The sequence below is a fragment of the Baekduia sp. Peel2402 genome (genome assembly GCF_052567285.1).
In genome coordinates, this window is record NZ_CP199582.1 from 4,359,870 (window position 1) to 4,379,030 (window position 19,161).

24 protein-coding genes are annotated in these 19,161 nt (G+C 70.4%); 13 read left to right on the forward strand and 11 right to left on the reverse strand.

Annotated elements, in window-relative coordinates:
- The first annotated feature begins 11 nt into the window (after window positions 1-11).
- The 3 genes from ACT01A_RS21330 to ACT01A_RS21340 all read left to right on the forward strand — a co-directional run bounded on the left by ACT01A_RS21330 (window position 12) and on the right by ACT01A_RS21340 (window position 2,096).
- Window positions 12-209 carry a hypothetical protein gene (locus tag ACT01A_RS21330; RefSeq protein ID WP_445149114.1) on the forward strand — a complete coding sequence of 66 codons (198 nt, stop codon included), beginning with the start codon at window positions 12-14 and terminating at the stop codon, window positions 207-209.
- Between the two features lie 73 nt (window positions 210-282).
- On the forward strand, window positions 283-1,659 hold the full coding sequence (locus tag ACT01A_RS21335) for an MFS transporter (RefSeq protein WP_445152854.1): 1,377 nt from the start codon (window positions 283-285) through the stop codon (window positions 1,657-1,659).
- A complete protein-coding gene (locus tag ACT01A_RS21340; protein ID WP_445149115.1) occupies window positions 1,656-2,096 on the forward strand; it encodes a MarR family winged helix-turn-helix transcriptional regulator in 441 nt (146 codons plus the stop codon). The genes ACT01A_RS21335 and ACT01A_RS21340 overlap by 4 nt, the downstream gene beginning before the upstream one ends.
- Window positions 2,097-2,101: 5 nt before the next feature.
- On the opposite strand, the gene ACT01A_RS21345 is transcribed toward ACT01A_RS21340, so the two are convergent.
- From ACT01A_RS21345 to ACT01A_RS21365, 5 genes are read right to left on the reverse strand one after another with little or no spacing between them, the layout of a single operon-like run.
- Window positions 2,102-2,782, reverse strand: coding sequence for a DUF4383 domain-containing protein (locus ACT01A_RS21345; protein WP_445149116.1), 681 nt, complete (start codon window positions 2,780-2,782; stop codon window positions 2,102-2,104).
- 44 nt (window positions 2,783-2,826) lie between these two features.
- Window positions 2,827-3,606, reverse strand: a complete 780-nt coding sequence (locus tag ACT01A_RS21350; RefSeq protein ID WP_445149117.1) for a hypothetical protein — start codon at window positions 3,604-3,606, stop codon at window positions 2,827-2,829.
- 55 nt (window positions 3,607-3,661) lie between these two features.
- On the reverse strand, window positions 3,662-4,015 hold the full coding sequence (locus tag ACT01A_RS21355) for a hypothetical protein (protein ID WP_445149118.1): 354 nt from the start codon (window positions 4,013-4,015) through the stop codon (window positions 3,662-3,664).
- Window positions 4,008-5,192: an ArsA family ATPase gene (locus ACT01A_RS21360; protein ID WP_445149119.1), complete on the reverse strand. Its 1,185-nt coding sequence runs from the start codon at window positions 5,190-5,192 to the stop codon at window positions 4,008-4,010. Before ACT01A_RS21360 ends, ACT01A_RS21355 begins: the two co-directional genes overlap by 8 nt.
- A 10-nt stretch (window positions 5,193-5,202) precedes the next feature.
- Window positions 5,203-6,585, reverse strand: coding sequence for a D-glucuronyl C5-epimerase family protein (locus ACT01A_RS21365; protein ID WP_445149120.1), 1,383 nt, complete (start codon window positions 6,583-6,585; stop codon window positions 5,203-5,205).
- A gap of 50 nt (window positions 6,586-6,635) precedes the next feature.
- Here ACT01A_RS21365 and ACT01A_RS21370 point away from each other — a divergent pair, with 50 nt between their 5' ends.
- Genes ACT01A_RS21370 through ACT01A_RS21380 form a run of 3 tightly spaced genes read left to right on the forward strand, consistent with a single transcriptional unit; the run spans window position 6,636 to window position 9,458 of the window.
- Complete coding sequence (locus ACT01A_RS21370; RefSeq protein ID WP_445149121.1) at window positions 6,636-7,790, forward strand: hypothetical protein; 1,155 nt, start codon at window positions 6,636-6,638, stop codon at window positions 7,788-7,790.
- A 10-nt stretch (window positions 7,791-7,800) separates the two neighbouring features.
- On the forward strand, window positions 7,801-8,922 hold the full coding sequence (gene cax, locus ACT01A_RS21375; RefSeq protein WP_445149122.1) for a calcium/proton exchanger: 1,122 nt from the start codon (window positions 7,801-7,803) through the stop codon (window positions 8,920-8,922).
- A gap of 44 nt (window positions 8,923-8,966) precedes the next feature.
- Window positions 8,967-9,458, forward strand: coding sequence for a hypothetical protein (locus ACT01A_RS21380; protein WP_445149123.1), 492 nt, complete (start codon window positions 8,967-8,969; stop codon window positions 9,456-9,458).
- Window positions 9,459-9,470: 12 nt separating this feature from the next.
- On the opposite strand, the gene ACT01A_RS21385 is transcribed toward ACT01A_RS21380, so the two are convergent.
- Together ACT01A_RS21385 and ACT01A_RS21390 are read right to left on the reverse strand one after the other, a co-directional pair.
- A complete protein-coding gene (locus tag ACT01A_RS21385; RefSeq protein ID WP_445149124.1) occupies window positions 9,471-9,800 on the reverse strand; it encodes a hypothetical protein in 330 nt (109 codons plus the stop codon).
- Window positions 9,801-9,839: 39 nt separating this feature from the next.
- Window positions 9,840-10,265, reverse strand: coding sequence for a hypothetical protein (locus ACT01A_RS21390; protein ID WP_445149125.1), 426 nt, complete (start codon window positions 10,263-10,265; stop codon window positions 9,840-9,842).
- Between the two features lie 152 nt (window positions 10,266-10,417).
- On the opposite strand from ACT01A_RS21390, the gene ACT01A_RS21395 reads away from it, so the two are divergent.
- The 4 genes from ACT01A_RS21395 (at window position 10,418) to ACT01A_RS21410 (ending at window position 13,550) form a co-directional block, all read left to right on the forward strand.
- Entirely contained in the window at window positions 10,418-11,590 is a 1,173-nt protein-coding gene (locus ACT01A_RS21395; RefSeq protein WP_445149126.1) for an acyl-CoA dehydrogenase family protein, read from the forward strand.
- A gap of 162 nt (window positions 11,591-11,752) precedes the next feature.
- The gene (locus ACT01A_RS21400; protein WP_445149127.1) at window positions 11,753-12,484 is read left to right on the forward strand and encodes a hypothetical protein; all 732 of its coding nucleotides are present in this window, start codon (window positions 11,753-11,755) and stop codon (window positions 12,482-12,484) included.
- A 156-nt stretch (window positions 12,485-12,640) separates the two neighbouring features.
- The gene (locus tag ACT01A_RS21405) at window positions 12,641-13,087 is read left to right on the forward strand and encodes a PadR family transcriptional regulator (RefSeq protein ID WP_445149128.1); all 447 of its coding nucleotides are present in this window, start codon (window positions 12,641-12,643) and stop codon (window positions 13,085-13,087) included.
- A gap of 22 nt (window positions 13,088-13,109) precedes the next feature.
- Window positions 13,110-13,550, forward strand: a complete 441-nt coding sequence (locus ACT01A_RS21410) for an SRPBCC family protein (RefSeq protein ID WP_445149129.1) — start codon at window positions 13,110-13,112, stop codon at window positions 13,548-13,550.
- 88 nt (window positions 13,551-13,638) lie between these two features.
- Here ACT01A_RS21410 and ACT01A_RS21415 read toward each other — a convergent pair whose 3' ends face one another.
- On the reverse strand, window positions 13,639-13,782 hold the full coding sequence (locus ACT01A_RS21415; protein ID WP_445149130.1) for a hypothetical protein: 144 nt from the start codon (window positions 13,780-13,782) through the stop codon (window positions 13,639-13,641).
- 229 nt (window positions 13,783-14,011) lie between these two features.
- Here ACT01A_RS21415 and ACT01A_RS21420 point away from each other — a divergent pair, with 229 nt between their 5' ends.
- Together ACT01A_RS21420 and ACT01A_RS21425 are read left to right on the forward strand one after the other, a co-directional pair.
- A complete protein-coding gene (locus ACT01A_RS21420) occupies window positions 14,012-16,021 on the forward strand; it encodes an enoyl-CoA hydratase-related protein (RefSeq protein WP_445149131.1) in 2,010 nt (669 codons plus the stop codon).
- Window positions 16,006-16,770 (forward strand): SIR2 family NAD-dependent protein deacylase, encoded by a 765-nt coding sequence (locus ACT01A_RS21425; RefSeq protein WP_445149132.1) that lies wholly within the window; start codon window positions 16,006-16,008, stop codon window positions 16,768-16,770. The genes ACT01A_RS21420 and ACT01A_RS21425 overlap by 16 nt, the downstream gene beginning before the upstream one ends.
- 6 nt (window positions 16,771-16,776) lie before the next feature.
- Here ACT01A_RS21425 and ACT01A_RS21430 read toward each other — a convergent pair whose 3' ends face one another.
- Together ACT01A_RS21430 and ACT01A_RS21435 are read right to left on the reverse strand one after the other, a co-directional pair.
- Window positions 16,777-17,595, reverse strand: a complete 819-nt coding sequence (locus tag ACT01A_RS21430; RefSeq protein WP_445149133.1) for a hypothetical protein — start codon at window positions 17,593-17,595, stop codon at window positions 16,777-16,779.
- A 29-nt stretch (window positions 17,596-17,624) separates the two neighbouring features.
- Window positions 17,625-17,933, reverse strand: a complete 309-nt coding sequence (locus ACT01A_RS21435) for a hypothetical protein (protein ID WP_445149134.1) — start codon at window positions 17,931-17,933, stop codon at window positions 17,625-17,627.
- A 60-nt stretch (window positions 17,934-17,993) separates the two neighbouring features.
- Between ACT01A_RS21435 and ACT01A_RS21440 the strand changes: the two genes are divergently transcribed.
- A complete protein-coding gene (locus ACT01A_RS21440) occupies window positions 17,994-18,251 on the forward strand; it encodes a DUF7218 family protein (protein ID WP_445149135.1) in 258 nt (85 codons plus the stop codon).
- On the opposite strand, the gene ACT01A_RS21445 is transcribed toward ACT01A_RS21440, so the two are convergent.
- Window positions 18,248-19,048 (reverse strand): TetR/AcrR family transcriptional regulator, encoded by an 801-nt coding sequence (locus ACT01A_RS21445; protein WP_445149136.1) that lies wholly within the window; start codon window positions 19,046-19,048, stop codon window positions 18,248-18,250. The genes ACT01A_RS21440 and ACT01A_RS21445 overlap by 4 nt on opposite strands.
- Between the last annotated feature and the right edge of the window lie 113 nt (window positions 19,049-19,161).

Consider the following 19,161-nt stretch of genomic DNA (forward strand, 5'->3'; position numbering starts at 1 on the left):
GGCTCCCGCGCGTGATCCTCGGCGCCATCTCCGCCACGCCGATCTACGCGCTGATGGCCTTCAGCGTCGTCTTGACGCTGATGGGCCACATCTTCAAAGACCAGAAGATCGTCGGGATCGGGATCGCGCTGCTGTTCCTGTCGACCGCGCTGCTGATCATCGGCGCGTACGGCAGCTACCAGGACAGCGGCCCGATCGACGTGAAGTAGGACCCGCCCGCCCCGTCGTCGGACGCCGTCGCTCGGGGCACGATAGTTGTGGTGCTATAACCATTGTGTGGCTATAACGGATCTCGACCGGCGTGGGCGCACGCGCGTCCTGCTCATCTGCTGCATCAGCCTGTTCATCGTCGGGCTGGACAACACGATCGTCAACGTCGCGCTGCCCTCCATCCGGCACGACCTCGACGCGTCCGTGTCGCAGTTGCAGTGGACGATCGACGCCTACACCCTGGTCCTCGCGGCGCTGCTCATGCTCGCCGGGTCGACCGCCGACCGGCTCGGCCGCGTCCGCGTCTTCCAGGTCGGGCTGGCGGTCTTCACCGTCGGGTCGCTGGCCTGCTCGCTGGCGCCGAGCGTCGAGTGGCTGATCGCCTTCCGCGTGCTCCAGGCGATCGGCGGCTCGATGCTCAACCCGGTGGCCATGTCGATCATCCGCAACACCTTCGAGGACCCGCGCGAGCGCGCGCAGGCGATCGGCGTGTGGGGCGCGGTGGTCGGCATCAGCATGGCGCTCGGCCCGGTGCTCGGTGGCGTGCTGGTCGAGGCGTCCTGGCGCGCGATCTTCCTGGTGAACATCCCGGTCGGGCTGGCGGCGATCGCGCTGACCGCGCGTTACGTGCCCGAGTCGCGCGCTGCGCACGGGCGCCGCGTCGACCCCGTCGGGCAGGTGCTGGTGATCGTCCTGCTGTCGACGTTGGTGTACGGGATCATCGAGAGCGCGCCCGTGTTCTACGTGGTGGCGGCCGTCGCGCTCGCGGCGCTCGTGCTCTACGAGCCGCGCCGCGAGGAGCCGCTGATAGAACTGCGCTTCTTCGGCAGCGCGCCGTTCAGCGGCGCGACGCTGATCGCGATCTGCGCCTTCGCCGCGCTGGCCGGCTTCTTGTTCATGAACACGATCTACCTTCAGGACGTGCGGGGCTTCAGCCCGATCCACGCGGGCCTGTTGACGCTGCCGATGGCGGCGATGGCCGTCGTCGGCGGACCGCTGTCAGGGCGGTTCGTCGGGAGCTACGGGACGCGCGCGCCGCTTGTCGTCGGCGGGCTGGGCATCTTGGTCAGCGCGCTGATGCTGACCGGGCTGAGCCCGACGACGTCGATCGGGTGGATCATCGCGGCCTACGTGGTCTTCGGGATCGGCTTCGGGGTCATCAACCCGCCGATCACCAACACCGCGGTCAGCGGCATGCCGCCCGCGCAGGCCGGTGTGGCGGCGGCGGTCGCCTCGACGTCGCGGCAGGTTGGGCAGTCGCTCGGCGTCGCGATCGTCGGCGCGACGCTGCACGGCGCGCTGCCGGGCTCCAGCGCGACGGGCTGGTGGATCCTGGTCGCGGCCGGCACGGTGGTCGTGGCGCTCGGCTTCGGGTCGACGACGCGCTGGGCGCGGCGCACGGCGGACGCGACCGCGCAGCGGCTCGATCAGCCGATGGTGGCGGCGTGACCGGACCGGGCGACGACGACGAGATCGCGCGCCGGGTCTGGACCGAGCTCTCCTCGCTCGTGCGCCGACGGGACCGGCGACCCGCGGTCAGCGACGCGCTGGGGATGAGCTTCACCCGCGTCAAGGCCTTGCTGTACACGGCGATCGAGCCGCGCACGGGGCGCCAGCTGGCCACGCTGCTGGCGATCGACGCGCCGTACGTGAGCGTGATCGTCGACGACCTGGAGAAGCGCGGCTACGTGCGCCGGGAGCCGCACCCCACCGACCGCCGGGCGAAGCTCGTTCGCGTGACGGCGGCGGGCAAGAAGGCGGCCAAGAAAGCCCAGGAGGTGCTCTACCTGCCCCCCGAGGCCCTCCTGGCGCTGCCGACAGAGGACCTCGAGGCGCTCGACCGGATCGTGGCCAAGCTGGCGGGCTCGGACCCGGAGATCGCGTAGATCGCCTAGACGCGGTGGTGCGGCGTGGTGCGCGGTTCGTCGTCGTGCGCCGGGTCGCGGTCGACGACGGCCGTGCGCGGCTCGTCGGTCGCGGCGGCGGCAGGCGCGTCCTCGGCGGGGCCGGGGCGGCGGAAGCGGCGACGGGGTGCGACCTCGTCGTCGTCGCCGACGACGTCGCGGTCGCGTTCCCGGTCGGTCGTCGTCGTGGTCGTGCCGACCTCGCGGCGGCGCGTCACGCGCGGCATCAGCGCGTTGAGCAGCATGGCGCCGCCGGCGATGGCGAAGCCGAGCTTGGTCCAGAAGTTCGCGGCGGCGAGGCCGAGGACGTCGCCGTCGATGATCGCGATCACCGCGCAGGCGGCGAGCGCCAGGCCGACGATCAAGGACATCATCTTGGCGAGGTGATGCTGGGCGGCGCCGAACATCAGCAGCGCGCCGGCCGTGATCGAGAAGAAGCAGGTCCAGCCGTTGACCTCGATGCCCAGGAACGTGGTGCCCTGGACGTCGCCGTCGGGGAACGACGCCGAGAAGCTCGGGAAGTCGTTGTTCTCCAGCAGACCGAGCAGCCCGAAGGCCACCAGGATCGCGCCCGCGATCAGCGCGGGGCCCTTGGCGAGGGAGGGACCGTGCTCGACGATGACCTCGCCCGTGTCATCGACCGGCTCGCGGCGGCGTCGTAGAAGCATGTACTGAGGCGTTCCCGGCCGGGACGCCGCGTAGTCGCCGCGTGTTACTCCTGCTCGTCGAAGGAGAGCTGCGTGCCGCCGTCGATCTCCGGGCGGGCCGGGCCACGCTCGGTCGGCGCGGCCTCGGGCGCGCGCGTCGTCGTCGGTGCGGCGGGCAAGACCGCGGTCTCGCCGGTCTCCCCGCGACGGCGCGCCTCTCGCGCGCGCCGCTCGGCCTCGCGCTCTTCGCGGGTGCGCTCGGCGCGCGACTGGGCCGGCACCGTCGTGGTCGGCGCGTCCGCCGCGGCTGGGCGCCGGTCGACGACCGTCGGCGCGGCGGCATCGCCCGGGCCCTCGCCGGGCAGCGGCGGCTCGGGCACGTTCACCTGGCGGATCCGCTGGCCGGTGATCGCCAGCGCCACGCCGCACAGCAACGTCACGAAGATGCCCCACGAGACGCCGTAGTCGACCTTCTGGAAGTCCGACGTCGCGCCGGTCTTGTTGTCGATCAGCCGGTAGAAGACCAGCAGCGCGACCCACGCGCCGGCGGCGAAGATCACGAGCCCGTCGCCGCCCGGCAGGTGAAACGCCTTCTTCTCGCCGCGCGCGAACAGCAGCGCGAGCACGCCGACGGCGACCAGCAGGATCGCCGCCTCGACGAACGAGAACGCCTTCCAGGCCATCAGCGTCGAGCCGACCGTCTGCAGCCGGCCGCTGACGACCGCGGTCGTGTCCCGCGTGTACCAGGGCAGGAACATCGTCACGAACAGCCCGAGGGCCGCCGCGCCCGCGTACCGCTGCTCGGGCGCCAAGACCCCGAAGGCACGCCGCACGCGCCCGATCATGCTGGAGCCTCCGCGGCCATCTCGGCCCGATTGTAGGCGCGCGGGCGGATCGCCATCAGGCGATCGGGATGTCCTGGAGGCCAGAGCCCCCGCCTGGGCGCCGCGCGCCCGGAGCGCCGTTGGGCTCGTCGCCCATCCGCTCCACGATCAGGTCCAGTAGTGCGCGCAGGAGCAGCAGCAGCTGGCGGACGATCTCGCGGATCTGCTCCCAGAGGTCCTCGGGGACCGCGTCGCGCAGCGTGCGCAGGACGCTGACCAGGGCGCCGATCTCGTCCGCTGCGGCGGCCTGGGCCTGGGCCTGCGGCGGGGTGTGCGGGATCTCTTCGGCCAGACGCGTGGCCGCCTCCTGCGTGTCGCGCAGGCGGGCGCGCAGTTCGTCGATCCGGGTGGGCTCGGCGGGCTCAGGCATGGAAGGCGATGGTCAACGCGCCGTCCTCGAAGGTGGCGCCGGAGGGCTGGAGGTCGTCGAGGGCGGGCGGCAGCAAGAGGGTGCGCTTGTACCCGTCGACGCGGACGATCAACTCCGATCCGAGGCGCTTGAGCGACAGATCGCCGCGCGAGGCGAACGGCAGCTCCAGGCGCAGGGTCGCGCCGTCGGCGCCGAGCTCGAGGCGTTCGGAGACGCTGTGGTGGTGCAGCGCGTGGGCGGACGGGGCGTCGTCGTCGCTGGCAAACAGCGCGTCGCCGAGGCGGTCGAGCATCGCGGTGCCGACGACCTCCTCCTCGAAGTACGGCGCCTGGAGGACCGGCACCGGCGCGAACGCGTCGCGGACCGCTTCGAGCTGCTCCTGCTGGCGCGCGCGCCACGGGCCGAAGTAGTCGCCGACCTCGGCGCCGAACACGCGGTTGACGACGATCGCGTCCGTCAGGTACCCGTACAAGTTGAGGTAGGTGAACGTACGCCGCGCCTCGTCGACGACCATCCGGTCAGGGGTCATCACCAACCGGATCGAGACGCGCTCGTGGTCGCGGAGGATCTCGTTCATGGCAATTAGGTTGCGGACCAGGCGCTGGACGTCGTCGAAGACCTCGGCGCCCGGCAGCGACACGTCGAGCACCGCGCGGGCAAACGGCCGCGCCGCGTCGAGGATCCGGCCCTGCTGCGGGAAGACCTTGTCCAGCCACCAGCGCGCGACGTCCGGGAACGACAGCAGCCGTAGCGTCTCGCCGGTCGGCGCGCAGTCGACGATCACCGCGTCGTATTCGCCGGACTCGTGGTGGCGCTTGATCGCCAGCAGGCTGAAGAGCTCGTCTAGGCCGGGCGGGACCGTCAGCTCCTCGGCGCTGATCCGGTCCACGCCGCGGGCGATCAGCAGGTCGCCGAGCCAGTCCTGCACCCCGGCCCAGTTGCGCTCCATCTCCTCCTGGGCTGAGACCTCCTGGCCCCACAGCAGGTCGCCGACCTGAACGGGCTCGGAGCCGAGCGGGGTCTCGAACGAGTCGCTCAGCGAGTGCGCGGGGTCGGTGGAGAGCACCACCGTCCGCAGCCCCGCCGCCGCGCACCGCCGCGCGGTCGCGGCGGCGACCGACGTCTTGCCGACGCCGCCCTTGCCCGTGTAGAGGATCGTGCGCGGGGCTTGGCTCAAGAGCCGAACCCTAATCCTTCTCGGCGTGCTTCTTCTTCGGGGTCTTCTTCTTGGGGACGGCCTTGACGCGCAAGACCGCCTGGTCGGAGCCCGCGTTGCCCGCGAGGTCGACCGAGGTGGCGCGGAGCGTGAGCGCGCCCGCTGCCGATGGCGTCAGCTTCAGCGTGTGGCGACCGTGGGCGTAGCGGCGCGTGACCGAGTACACCACCTTGCCCTTGCGGGTCGCGGTGAGCGTCACGGTGGAGATCTTGTCCAGCGTGAAGCGGACGGTGATGGTCTGCTTGGCCCGCGGCTTCTTCGGCAGCTTGAAGGTGACCTTCGGCGGCGTGGTCAAGTCCTTGGTGAACCGCGCGGCGGTCGAGCAGTAGAGCTTGGGGCTGGGATCGTCGCCCGCCTTGGTGAGGCGGTCGCAGAGGTTCTGGACGAAGTCGCGCAACACCTTGTGGTAGCCGAGGTCGGACTCGCTGCCCGGCTTGGAGTAGAGCGACCAGGCGCCCGTGTCGAACTGCGGCAGCTCGTGACGCAGCTCGCGCTCGCCGCTGGCAAACAGCGTCCGGCCCTGTTCATCGTTGGCGAGCGCTGCAAAGTCGTGAAGGCCGTTGAGCGCCTGCGTGAAGCCGTTGGCGATCCGCAGCGTGGGCGCGTAGGAGTACTGGAGGTAGTGGACGCCGGTCGAGCGGGTGTAGCGCACGCCGGTCGGCGGCGGCGTCTTGAAGATCCCGAGCGCCTGGCGCGCGGCGTCGAAGTAGCGCGGGGACTTCAGCCGCACCGCGCCGCGCGAGAGCGCCGACAGGCCCGTGCCCTGCGCCAGGCCGCTGACCCACGGCGGCGTGCCGCCGTCGAACTTGAACAGGTACTCGAAGGCGATCCCGCCCGCGCGCTGCGTCGCGTAGGTCAGGGCCTCGTCGAGCAGGCGGCGCAGCTCGTCGTCCTTGCCGCCGTAGGACCACAAGGCGTTGGCGATCCCGAACGTCGCCAGCCACTGGATCTGCCAGCCCTGGCCGGGGTAGTACTGCCAGACGAGCTGGCTCGGGGCAAAGGAGGTGCGCTGGCCCCCGTGGGGCAGCGGCTTGGCCGCCCACCAGTCGCGGTTGCGGCGCAAGGTCATGAACATCGCGGGCAGGCGCGAGGGCGTGAACTGGTGGCGCCGCGCGGCGTCGTTGACGTTGACGACGACCGCCCGCAGCTCGCGAAAGCGGGTGCCGTGGAGCTTCTTCAGCGTTGCCTGCGCGTTGTCGTAATCGGCGCGCCAGGCGGTCGCCTGCTCGGGGACGATCTCGCCCTTCTGCGCCAGCCGGGCGATCTCCCCGCGCACGGTCGGGCCTTTCGCCGTGGCGCTCGCAGGGAGCAGCAAGGCGGCGGCGAGCAGGGCGGCAACCAGCGTGCGCAGCACCCACCCGATGCTACGTTGGCTCGCCGTCGCCCCGCGCAGCATCCCTTGCCATGAAGCCGTCCCGCCTCGCCGTTCTGCTCCTCACCGTCATCGCCCTGACCGCTTCGGCGTGCGGTGGCGGCTCGTCGTCCTCGGGCGGCGGTGGCGGCTCGTCGAGCGACGCGTCCGCGCTGCTGAAGGACACGTTCGGCCAGGGCCACCAGATCCGCAGCGGCCGCGTGGACGCGACGCTCGACGTCGACCTGAAGGGCTGGGCGGTCCTCGGCACGCCGCTGAACCTGCACCTCAACGGGCCGTTTCAGTCAAACGGCGGCAACAAGCTCCCGGACTTCGCGCTCGACGTCGACTTCGGCGGCGAGCAGCCGTTGACGATCGGCGCGGTCTTCGCCCAGGGCGGTGGCTACCTGTCGCTCGAGGGCCAGGCCTTCGACCTCGGCAAGGACACCTACAACGCGTTCAAGAAGGGCTACGAGAAGGCCAAGCAGGAGGCCGCCGCCTCGTCGTCGGCGCCGGCCAACACGTCGTCGCTGTCGGCGCTCGGGGTCGAGCCGATCCGCTGGCTGTCCGATCCCAAGAAGGTGGGGGAGGAGGACGTCGCGGGCACGCCGACCGTCCACCTCGCCTCAGGCGTCGACGTCCCCAAGCTGCTGACCGACGTCTCGACGCTGCTGGGCAAGGCCAAGTCGGTGACCGCGGGCGCGGCGGCAGCGACCGGCACCGACGTCCCGACGCAGCTGAGCGCCGAGCAGCGCGAGCTGATCGCCAAGTCGGTCAAGTCGGCCAAGGTCGACGTCTGGACCGGGACGTCGGATCACACGCTGCGCAAGGTCGCGGTCGCGATTGAGGTCGACGTGCCCGAGGAGCTCGAGGACCAGGCCAACGGGATGACCTCCGGGCACATCAACCTGACGCTCTCGATCGCCCAGCTCAACCAGCAGCAGAAGATCCTCAAGCCCGCCGACGTCAAGCCGATCGCGCAGCTGCGCAGCGTGTTGCAGCAGAGCGGGCTGCTCGGCTCGGCCAGCAGCGCGACGCCGTCGACCACGACGACGCCGGACAGCTCCGGGGCGGACGCCGGCAGCGGCGCCGCGACCAGCGCGACGCCGTCGGCCACCGATCCGCAGGCCGAGTACCAGCAGTGCCTGAACGACGCGGGGTCGGACCTCGCCGCGGTTCAGGACTGCGCCCAGTACCTGAACAAGTAGTCTGCCCCGCGTGCAGCTGCGCTCCTTCCTGACCAGCGGCGCGGGCTGGCCGTACCTGCTGGTCCCGCTGATCCCGCTCGCGATCATCCTCGACGTCATCGGGGCGTCGCCGATCGCGATCTTCTTCGTCTCGGCCGGCGGCGTCATCCCGACCGCGGCGCTGATGGGCCGCGCGACCGAGGAGCTGGCGCACAAGTCCGGGCCGGGCATCGGCGGGCTGTTGAACGTCACCTTCGGCAACGCGCCCGAGATCATCATCGCGCTCTTCGCGCTGAACGCCGGGCTGCACGAGGTCGTCAAGGCGTCGCTGATCGGCTCGATGCTCGGCAACATCCTGCTCGTGCTCGGCGCGTCGATGTTCATCGGCGGCCTGGGCCGCGATCGCCAGAAGTTCGACCGCACCGCCGCGTCGACCCAGTCGGCGATGCTGCTGCTCGCCGCGGTCGCGCTGGTGATGCCTGCGATCTTCGAGCTGATCGCCGGCAACGGGCTGCCGCTGCCGGGCGCCGAGATCGTCGACTACCCGTCCGACGTCGAGAACCTGTCGCTGGCCGTCGCGCTCGTGCTGATGGCGACCTACGCGGCCGGGCTGCTGTTCTCGCTGAAGACCCACCGCGACCTCTTCAACCCCGACCACGGCGAGGACGCCGAGGAGCACGAGGGCGGCTGGACGGTCAAGCGCTCGATCGTGATGCTCTCGCTCGCGGGCGTGGCGGTCGGCGTGATGTCGGAGATCCTCGTCGGCTCGATCTCCGAGGCCGCTGAGGGCGTTGGCCTGTCGGAGTTCTTCATCGGCGTGATCGTCGTCGCGATCGTCGGCAACGCCGCCGAGCACTGGGTCGCGGTCCTGGTCGCGCGCAAGGACCAGATGGACCTCGCGGTCAACATCTCGATCGGCTCCTCGGCGCAGATCGCGCTCTTCGCGGCGCCGCTGCTGGTGCTCTGCTCGTTCTTCATCGGCCCGCACCCGATGGCGCTGGTCTTCAACGGCTTCGAGGTCGGCGCGCTGGTCCTGGCGGTGATGATCGCCAACCACGTCACCAACGAGGGCGAGTCGACGTGGTTCGAGGGACTTCAGCTCCTGGCCGTCTACGTCGTCCTCGGGCTGACGTTCCTCTTCGCCGGCACGTAGCGACGCTAAAGCCAGGTGGCCGGATGTCCGACCACCAAGGGGAGATGACGTCCGTCAACGCGACCACCGCGACCACCGCGACGACCACCACCCCGGCGACGACGACCACGACGCCAGCGTCGACCACGACCAAGAAGTCGTTCGACGCGCTGTTCGCGGAGGCCAAGGACGACCTGAAGAAGGGCGAGAAGCTCTCGAAGGTCGACGGCCACCAGTTCGGCCGCATCAAAGGCGGCGATCGCGACGAGATGTGCGTCAACCTGTCCGGCAACGCACGCAGCGGGCAGGCCTTCGACCTGGTCTGGCGCGACGGGCGCCAGTTCCACATCTACGGCAGCGGCAAGGACCGCCACGTCGTCGAGGTGGGCAAGAAGGCGGCGTCCACGACGGACACGACCTCCACGTCGACCGATTCCACGACGTCGACGGACGCCACGAAGTCGACCGGCACCACCACCGGCGCGACGTCCGGCACCTCTGCCACCACCAACACCTCCGCCGCGTCGACGACCGGCGGGACCAGTACGACCGCCTAGCGGCCGGACGGCCTAGAGGTCGTCCTCGTCGGGGTCCTGGACCTCGAAGCCGTCGAAGTCGTCGCTGTCGTCCAGCTCATCAGGCTCGGCCGAGTCGTCCCCGGTGGCCGCCGCGCTGTGGCGCGCCTGGAAGCGCTCGATGAGGTCATCGCGCGTGTGCTCGTCGACCGGCGCCTCGTCGGAGATCAGCACCCAGTCGGCGCCCTCGGCCTCTTCGAGGTCGAAGATCTCGTTGTCGAGGTCGGGCGAGTCGTCGACGACGATCAGCACCTCCGTCTGCGGGTTGAAATACGTCCCGGGACGGTTGACGAGGTCGTCGAGCTCGAAGCGCCGCATGGCCATGGCTTGGGTTTTATAGGACTTGCCGGATCGGCGGCAAGCTCACGTCAGCTCGCGGAGCTGGCGGGCGACCTCTGCTTCGACGTCCAGGGGCTCCTTCCCGGCCCGCGCGCGGCGCGCGTTGCGGGCCTCGACGAGCTGGCGGACCTCGGCGACCAGCGCCGGGTCGGCGGCGGCCGGCGTCGCGCTCGCGAGCAACCGCGCCAGCTCGGCCTCGACGTCCAGGGGGTCCTGGCCGCGTGCGATCCGGCGGGCGTTGCGGGCGTCCAGCATCTGGCGGATCTCGGCGTCGCGCTCGGCGGCGGCGACGACCGTCTGCACGCCGCCGGCCTTTGGCGCCGGCTCTTCGAACAGCCCACCGCGCCCGATCTGGTCGTACGGCGCACGCGACGCGATCCCCGCCCAGGCCGCGGCGATCACCGCTCCTGCGAGCACGACCACCAAAACCCAGACGAACGCGTCCTGCATGCCGTTCGCATTGTGACGTCGGTCTAGAGTCGCTTGACGCGACCCGGTGTTCCGCTACCCTTCCGAGCAGTCATTGACTGACCAGTCAATCGCCTCCGGCGCACGCGGTCGCCTCCGCGTGCGCTCCCCCGTTCTTCTAGGAGATAGTCCCCATGGTCGACTTCACGCTGACCGACGAGCAGAAGGCCCTTCGCGAGCTGGCCCACGACTTCGCGGAGAAGGAGATCCGTTCCGTGGCCTGGGAGTACGACAAGGAGGGCACCTGGCCGTCCGACGTCTTCGCCAAGGCCCACGAGGTCGGGCTGATGAACACGCACATCCCCGAGGAGTACGGCGGGCCGGGCCTGTCCTACCTCGACGGTTGTCTGATCGAGGAGGAGCTCTCCTGGGGCTGCTCCGGCATCACCACGTCGCTGGGCGCCAACGGCCTGGCCAGCGCGCCGGTCATCCTCGCGGGTTCTGAGGAGATCAAGAAGAAGTACCTGGGCATGCTCGCCGAGGAGCTCAAGTACGCGTCGTTCTGCCTGACCGAGCCGGGCGCCGGCTCCGACGTGTCCTCGATGCGCACGCGCGCCGTGAAGAAGGGCGACAAGTACGTCATCACGGGCCAGAAGTGCTTCATCACCAACGGCACCTACGCCGACTGGTACACGGTCTACGCCAAGACCGACCCGGACGCCGGCCATCGCGGCATCTCGGCCTTCGTCGTGCCCCGTGACGAGACGGTGGTCATCGACAAGAAGGAAGACAAGATGGGCCAGCGGGCGTCGAACACGGCGACCGTGACGTTCAACGAGACCGAGATCCCCGCCGACCACATCCTCGGCGAGGAGAACAAGGGCTTCAAGGTCGCGATGATGACCCTGGACCGCACGCGTCCGGGCGTCGCCGCGATGGCGACGGGCATCGCCCGCGCCGCCATGGAGTTCGCGGTCGAGTACTCCAAGGAGCGCGTGCAGTTCGGCGTGCCGATCGCGATGCACCAGGCGATCCAGTTCATGATCGCCGACATGGCGACCAAGGTCCACATGTCGCGCCTGGCCACCTGGCAGTCGGCCGTCCTGCTCGACAACGGCATGCGCAACACGATCGAGTCGTCGCACGCCAAGCGCTTCGCCGCCGACTCCGCGATGGAAGTCGCCACGGACGCCGTGCAGGTCTACGGCGGCTACGGCTTCATCAAGGAGTACCCGGTCGAGAAGCTCATGCGCGACGCCAAGATCATGCAGCTGTACGAAGGCACGTCGCAGATCCAGCGCCTGGTCATCGCCCGCGAGACGCTGCTGCCGCGCCGCATCGAGGAGCCCACGGCCGCCACGGCCTAGGCCACCGATCAAACCAAGCTCGCGGCGTCCGCGCCGCTTGTGTCAGAACGACGGGCTGTCCGAAAGGGCAGCCCGTCGTCGTTGTGCGTAAGGCCTTTGATGCTGGGCCGTAGAGAGGGGGCAACAACTCCAACCCCTCTCCCCAGGAGCACTCCCCGCATCATGTTCCGTTCTCTCACCATCCTCGGTCTCATCGGCGCCGCCGTCGGCCTCTTCTTCGGCGCCAAGGGCCTCATGACGGCCAAGAACGCCACCGACTCGGTCAACCGCAAGGGCGGCGACGCGAAGTCCCAGTTCCACGCCGATCGTCTGACCAAGTCGCTGGACAAGGTCCGCGCCGAGGTCGGCGCCGACGGCAAGCTCCTGCAGTTGAACATCTACCCCGGCTACGTCGTCGCCGACGCCGCGACCGGCTCCGAGGACAAGGGCCGCTCGTTCCGCATCCAGGAGAACGGCCGCGTCGACGAGCTGCCGGTCACGCTGACCGGCCCGGGCAAGTTGCAGGACAACGTCTTCCCGATCGAGGACGTCGACACGAAGGTCGTCGAGAAGCTGGCCAACGAGGCCTCCGCCAAGGAGCACCTCGGCCTCAACGACGTCTCGCACATCATCGTCTCGATCCAGCCGGACTCCGGCAAGCCGGGCGTAAGCGTGTACCTGAGCAACCAGCGCTTCTGGCGCGCGGCGCTCGACGGGTCCGGCCTGTCGAACCCCGACCAGCAGGCGCGCGCGGCGGTCGACAACGCCGAGAAGGCCGTGGAGGGCCTGGAGAGCAGCGCGCCCAAGACGGCCGCGCCGTCCGCCGGGACCGCCGCGCCGAAGACCACCGACCTGGCGTCCTGCCTGACCGCGGCCGGGACGGACTCGGCGAAGATAACGGCCTGCACGAAGTAGCGATCGCTTGGCTCCCACGCATGGCCCGCCGCCATGCGTGGGAAGCCGAGCTTCCCGTGGTGGTGGCGCGCATGATGCGCCGCCATGCGTGGGAAGCCGAGCTTCCCGTGGTGGTGGCGCGCATGATGCGCCGCCATGCGTGGGAAGCTGAGAGCCATGTCCGGGTCCCGCCGTCGTACCGAGGAGGCCGTCGCTGAGGCGGCGCCGCTGGGTGCTGCGCGCGGGGCCGTTGGCGGTTCCGGGGCCGGATCGAGCGACCCGCTGGCGGGCGAGCTGCGGCGGGCGGGGCTGCTGCCGCTGCTGGTCCTGCAGATCCTCGGCGACGGTCCGTCCTACGGCGGCGCGCTGATCGAGCGGATCGAGACGCTGTCGCGGGGGCTGATCGCGGTCAACCCCAACACGATGTACCCGCTCCTGCGGCGGCTGGAGGCCGAGGGCCTGGTCGCCGGCGAGTGGGAGCATCCCGAGCGCCGGTCGCGCCGCTTCTACCGCCTCACCGACGCGGGCGCCGCCGAGAAGGCGCGGCTGGCCGAGACGGTCGGGCCGCGGTTGGACGCCGTCGCCGCGGCGCTGGACGACATCCGCCGCGCGCTGGGCTGGTAAGACTGCGCCGTACATGGGACGCGTGAAGGCCGAGGTGGAGGTGGCGGCGCTGGCCAGCGCCGCCGAGGAGCTGTGGTACGACACGGCCCGGTGGCCGACGTTCGTCGACGGCCTCGCGCACGTCGCCAAGGTCGAAGGCGAGTGGCCGCGCTCGGGGCGCGTCGTCTGGGACGCCAAGCTCGACGGCCGCGGCCGCGTCCAGGAGCGCGTCATCACCCACGAGGCCCGCGTCGGCCAGACGCTGGAGATCGAGGACGACAAGATCACCGGCACCCAGCGCGTCGAGTTCCACCCCGCCGGCGAGCGCTGCAAGGTGGTGCTCTTGCTCGACTACACGCTCAAGCTGGACCCACCGCAGCGCCAGGTCATCGACTTCTTCGCACGCCGCCCGCTGCGCGACTCGCTCAAGCGGACGCTGAAGCGCTTCCAGCACGAGCTGGAGGCGGGGGACCTGGGCGCTTAACGACGCCGGCCGCCGTCGCTGGGTCGGAGCGACGACGGCCGTGTTGGAGGAGGAGCGTCGTGTTCGGTGCTGCGTCTTCCGGCGAGGGTCAGTCGCCGAGCTTGGGGCGGTCGCAGCCGTGCTGGAAGCAGGCGGCGACGTTGCCCTGTGCGCCCTGGTGGAAGTGGGGGTCGTTGGTGCGGTCGGTGCGCGTGAGGGCGCGACCGACGGCGTCGATGAAGCGACGGGTCATTTCGGATCCTTGGGGAGGTGGGGGAGAGGGGTCCTGCGTCGCCGGTGGTGGGGATTTGGCGACAAGGACATTGTGACACGCTTGTGACAGCTGTCGAGGGATGTGTGACCCCTGCCACAGCGATGGTGGCCCACACAGGTGATCGGGGCTTCGCGACTAACCCGTTCTGGCTAGTCTTGACCGCCGCAGCACCCGCAAAGCCGCCAACCAGAAGGGTTCCCGAGACCTCATGTTCGTGTTCAAGGCCGCCGTCGTCGGCGCCGGGACGATGGGCGGGCAGATCGCGCAGACGATCGCCGCCTCCGGCATCCCCGTCGTCCTCAAGGACGTCAAGCAGGAGTTCGTGGACGCCGGCCTCACCGAGGCCCGCAACGTCACCGCCGGGCAGATCAGCCGACTGGTCAAGAAGGGCAAACTGACCGAGGAGCAGGCGGCGGCCGAGGTCGACCGGATCGTCGGGCTGATCGAGGGCGCGACCGACTACTCGTCCTTCGGCGACGTCGACTTCGTCATCGAGGCCGTCCCCGAGCGCATGGAGATCAAGCAGGCGGTCTTCTCCGAGCTCGACGCGGTCACGCCTGGCCACGCGATCCTCGCGTCCAACACCTCGTCCTTGTCGATCACCGAGATCGGCGACGCGACGCTGCGCCCGGACAAGGTCGTCGGCTTCCACTACTTCTACCCGGCCGCGGTCATGCCGCTGATCGAGGTCATCGAGGGCGAGGACACCTCCTCGGAGACGCTCAACGCCGCCACGACGTTCGCGCAGAACATCAAGAAGCAGCCGATCACCTGCGCCGAGGTGCCGGGCTTCGTCGTCAACCGCATCCTCAACTCCGGCATCGCGGAGATCTGGCGCGACCAAGAGGAGCAGGGCCTCTCGATCAAGAAGATCGACGAGGGCGTCGGCGCGGCGAACGTCGTCCCGATGGGCCCGTACTTCCTCATCAACCTGCTCGGCCTGGACACGGTGCTGCACGTCGCCGAGCACCTCGCCGAGTCCTACGGCGATCGCTTCTACGTCCCCGAGGGCATGTCCAAGCTCGTCGCCGACGGCAAGTTGGGGGCCAAGACCGGCGGCAACGGCTTCTACGACACCGAGGGCAACGCGAACCTCGAGGGCGACGCCGATCCCAACGTGGAGGAGTTGGTCGAGAAGCTGGTGCTCAAGACGTTCGTGGAGGCCGCGAGCGTGTTGGAGGAGAACGTTGCCAGCCACCGCGACATCGACTTCGGGATGATGGCCGGTGCCGGCCTCGATCCCCGCCGCGGTCTGCTGCCGCCGTTCTTGAAGGCCGACATCGAGGGCCTCGACTCGATCCTCGAGCGACTGGAGACGGCCGAGGAGAAGTGGGGCGAGCGCTTCGCGCCGCCGACCATCCTGAAGCGCTTGGTCGCCCAGGGCCGCCTGGGTCAGAAGTCCGGCCAGGGCTTCTACGCCTACCCGCAACCCGACGCCGAGCAGCCCGCGGGCGACGACGCGGTGATCAAGCTGGAGTCGCGCGGCGACATCGCGATCGCATGGCTGGCCAACGGCCAGATGAACTCGATCGCGCCGAAGGTCATCGAGGACCTGCGCAAGGTGTGGGACAAGGTCCAGGCTGACGGCGTCCGCTCGCTGGTGATCGCCTCGTCCAACCCGTTCCTGTTCAGCGCGGGCGCCGACATCAAGGCCTTCACCACGCTCGATGAGGCCAGCGGCGCCGAGCTGATCCACTCCGCGCACGCGCTGTTCCGCGAGCTGGAGACCAAAGGCGTGGCGACGATCGCCGCGGTCAACGGCCTGGCGTTCGGCGGCGGCTGCGAGCTGGCGATGGCCTGCGACGTGCGGATCGCCGCGCAGTCGGCGATCTTCGGCCAGCCGGAGATCAAGTTGGGGATCATCCCCGGCTTCGGCGGCACGCAGCGCCTGCCGCGCCTGGTCGGCGAGAACAAGGCCTTGGAGATGAACCTGATCGGCGATCCCGTCGGCGCCGACGAGGCCTACGAGTTCGGCCTGGTCAACCGCTCGGTCCCCGACCACGAGCTGCTCGACACGGCGCTGGCGTGGGCGCGCAAGCTCGGCGAGGCCGCGCCGCTGGCGCTGGCCGAGGTCAAGCAGGTCAGCGCGGCGGGCGACCTGGACGAGGGCATCGAGAAGGAGAAGGCCGCGTTCGCGCGCGTCTTCGGAAGCGAGGACGCCAAGGAGGGCATTGGCGCCTTCCTCGGCAAGCGGAAGCCGGAGTGGAAGGGCCGCTGAGCACCGCTGAGCGGATCGACCGCCTCGCGTCCCTGGTCCGGGACGCGGGGTCGGTCGTCGCGCTGACGGGCGCGGGGATCTCGGTGCCGTCCGGGATCCCCGACTTCCGCTCGCCCGGGACCGGGCTGTGGGAGAACGTCAACCCGATGGAGGTCGCGCACATCGACGCGTGGCGCGCCGACCCCGAGCGCTTCTGGCACTTCTACGGCAACCGCTTCCAGACGCTGGAGGACAAGGAGCCCAATGGCGCGCACCGGGCGCTGGTGGAGATGGAGGCGCGCGGGAAGCTCGACGCGGTCATCACCCAGAACATCGACCGTCTGCACCGCCGGGCGGGGACGCAGAACCTAGTTGAGGTCCATGGGTCGATCGACACGTCGTCGTGCCTGACGTGCGGTCTTGCGTATCCGATCGCCGATGTGCGGCGGCGGCTGGAGGAGTCGGAGATCTCGGTCCCGCACTGCGACTGCGGCGAGCCGCTGAAGCCCGACGTGGTGCTCTTCGGCGAGTGGCTGCCGCAAGGCGCGCTGGAGGAGTCCTACGCCTTGGCCGCGGGCGCCGACGTCCTGTTGTGCATCGGGTCGTCGCTGGAGGTCCACCCGATCGCCCAGCTGCCAGGCGTGACGCGGCAGAACGGCGGGGCGGTCGCGGTGATCACACAGGGGCCGACGCCGTGGGACGCGCGCGCGGCGGTCAAGCTCGACGGCGACGTCGTGAGCGAGTTGGAGGCGTTGGTCGCCGCGTTGTAGGCGTTGCTACTGGATGCGGCGGGTGATGCGACCGTGCGCGTCGCCGGAGAACGCGGCGCCGCCCTTGAAGTAGGCCGACCACTGCGGGCCGCTGCCAGCGAAGTTGGCCAGGACCACGTAGTCGATGGACTTGGTCGAGCGCCCGAGGCGCTTGGCGGCCTGGCGGACGAGGCGGGACGGAGCCTTGACGTCGACGCGCGCGAAGCCGATGGTCTTGCTCGGCGTGCCGGGCGCCTCGATCACGTTGCGGCCGCCGTCGGCACGGATCTGGACGAGCGTGAGCCCGCCGCTCTTGCGCGCGAGCTGGAGGTCGGCGCGGTCGGGGGCGACGCGCAGGAGCGTGAGGCGGCCGCCCGGATCGCGCTGGGCGGCGGCCAGCGCGGTGCGCAGCGTGGACGCGTGCAGCAGCGAGACGTTGGCCGAAGCCTTCGGTGTGCCGGCCGTGGTGGTCGTGGGCGTCAGGCCGGACGTGAGGCCGCGCGACTTGATCACGACGCCGTCGACGGCGTCCTTGGCGGTGTGGAACGCGTTGTAGGCGACGTAGCCGCCGATCGCCAGCGGGGCGGCGAAGAGCAGGAAGACCGCGAGGCCCACGAAGCGCGCGCCCCAAGAGGTCTTGGAGGGGCCGTAGGTGGGGATGGTGGGGATGGTGGGGATCGCGGTGCCGAAGGCGATCGGCGTGGGCTCGGGCGTTGCGGGCGTGGGCGCGGCCGTCGGCCCGGCGGGCGACGCTGGGATGCCCGCCAGCGGCGTCGCGCTCGACGCTGGCGTCGTGCTGGGGCTGGTCGGCTCGATCGGGTTGCCGAAGGCGTCGCGCTCGGTCACGCCCATACAACGGGCGGCGCGCCGCGTGCTTACGTCGTGATCCAGCTGATGTAGCGCCCGCGGGCGAACGTCCCGAAGAGCACGTTGACGCCGCCGGCGCGGCCGCGGCAGCCGAGCAGGACCCGCTCGCCGGGGCCGACGGTCACCTCGCGGACGGGGCTGCCGGCGTCTGGGAGGCGCAGCTCCAGGCGGTGGGTCCCGGGTGCGACCTCGAGCGTGATGTGGTCGCCGTGCTCGAGCATCCCGGCGTGCTCGTCGTTCAGCAGCACCGCGAAGGGACGTCCTGCGTCGGGCGAACCCACGGGCGGGCGGGCGATCCGGATCAGGGCGGGCTGCACGCTGTCAATCTAGCTGCCGCCCGCGTTTGGCCGAGCCGCTTGACGCGGTAGCCCTTTGGCATGGCCACCAAGGATCACGGACCGTCCATCAAGGACGACAAGCAATATGAGGGCCTGCGCGAGAAGGGCATGAGCAAGTCGCGCGCGGCCGCGATCGCCAACACGCCTGATGCCTCGGAGAAGGGCGGCAAGCACTCGCACTCCGGCGGGTCGAGCCAGTCGAGCAAGTCCTCCGGGGAGGGCAGCGGCGGCAACCGCGCTCAGAAGCAGGCGGCCGGCCGCAAGGGCGGCAAGGCCAGCGCGGCGAAGAACAGCTAGATCGCGCGGGGCGACGAGTCGAAGGGCGCGTCGCCCCAGGCACCCGCGGAGAGCCGGCCCTCGGTGGGCGTGGCGAGCAGGCCGTTGATGATGATGTCGAGGCCGAGCCCGAAGCGCTCCGGACCGGTGCCATGCGTCATCAACGCGGCGATCGACGCCGTCACGGGGAAGCGGTCGGGGGTGATGCTCTGGAAGCGCTCCATCACGCGTCCGATCTCGCGCTGCTCGTGCTCGGGGTCGCGGTAGAGCTCGTGGTAGAGCGCCTGCTCGTAGGCGATCGAGGTGATGTACATCGACACGAGGTCCGGCGCGTAGGCCAGCGCCGGGTCCGCGACGCCGCCCGCGCGCAGCAGCGACACCATCGACTCGGTGATGCGCATCGCGCTGTCGCCGGTCGGGATCGTGGCCATGCCCATGATCCCGATGCCCGGGAAGTCCTCCACCATGGTCTTGACCATGCGGTCGGCCAGCGCGTGGAGCTGTTCGCGCCAGCGGTCCGGGTCGGTCTCCTCGAGCGGGATCGTCGCCAGCGCCGCGTCGAACAGCAGCGCGTGCAGCGCGTCGCGGTTGGCGACGTAGACGTACAACGACGCCGGGCCGGTGTCGAGCGCCGCGGCCACCCGCCGCATGCTCAGCGCGCCGACGCCCTCCTCGCGGAGGATCGCCAGGCCCGCGTCGACGATCGCCTCTTGGGAGAGCGCGGGCTTCGCCGGCCGGTCGCGCCGGCTGCGCGGCGCCCGGGCGGCGGCGAGCGGCTCCTGGGCCGGGATGGCGGCGTCGGCGTCGTCGGTGGACATGCACCGGAGAGCATACCTTGACACGAACGCCATTCGTGACGTACGGTGTTCGTAGCGAACGGCGTTCGCTCTGCATGCCGGCCAAGCGGCGCGCGGGGCGGAGAGCGCTCGCC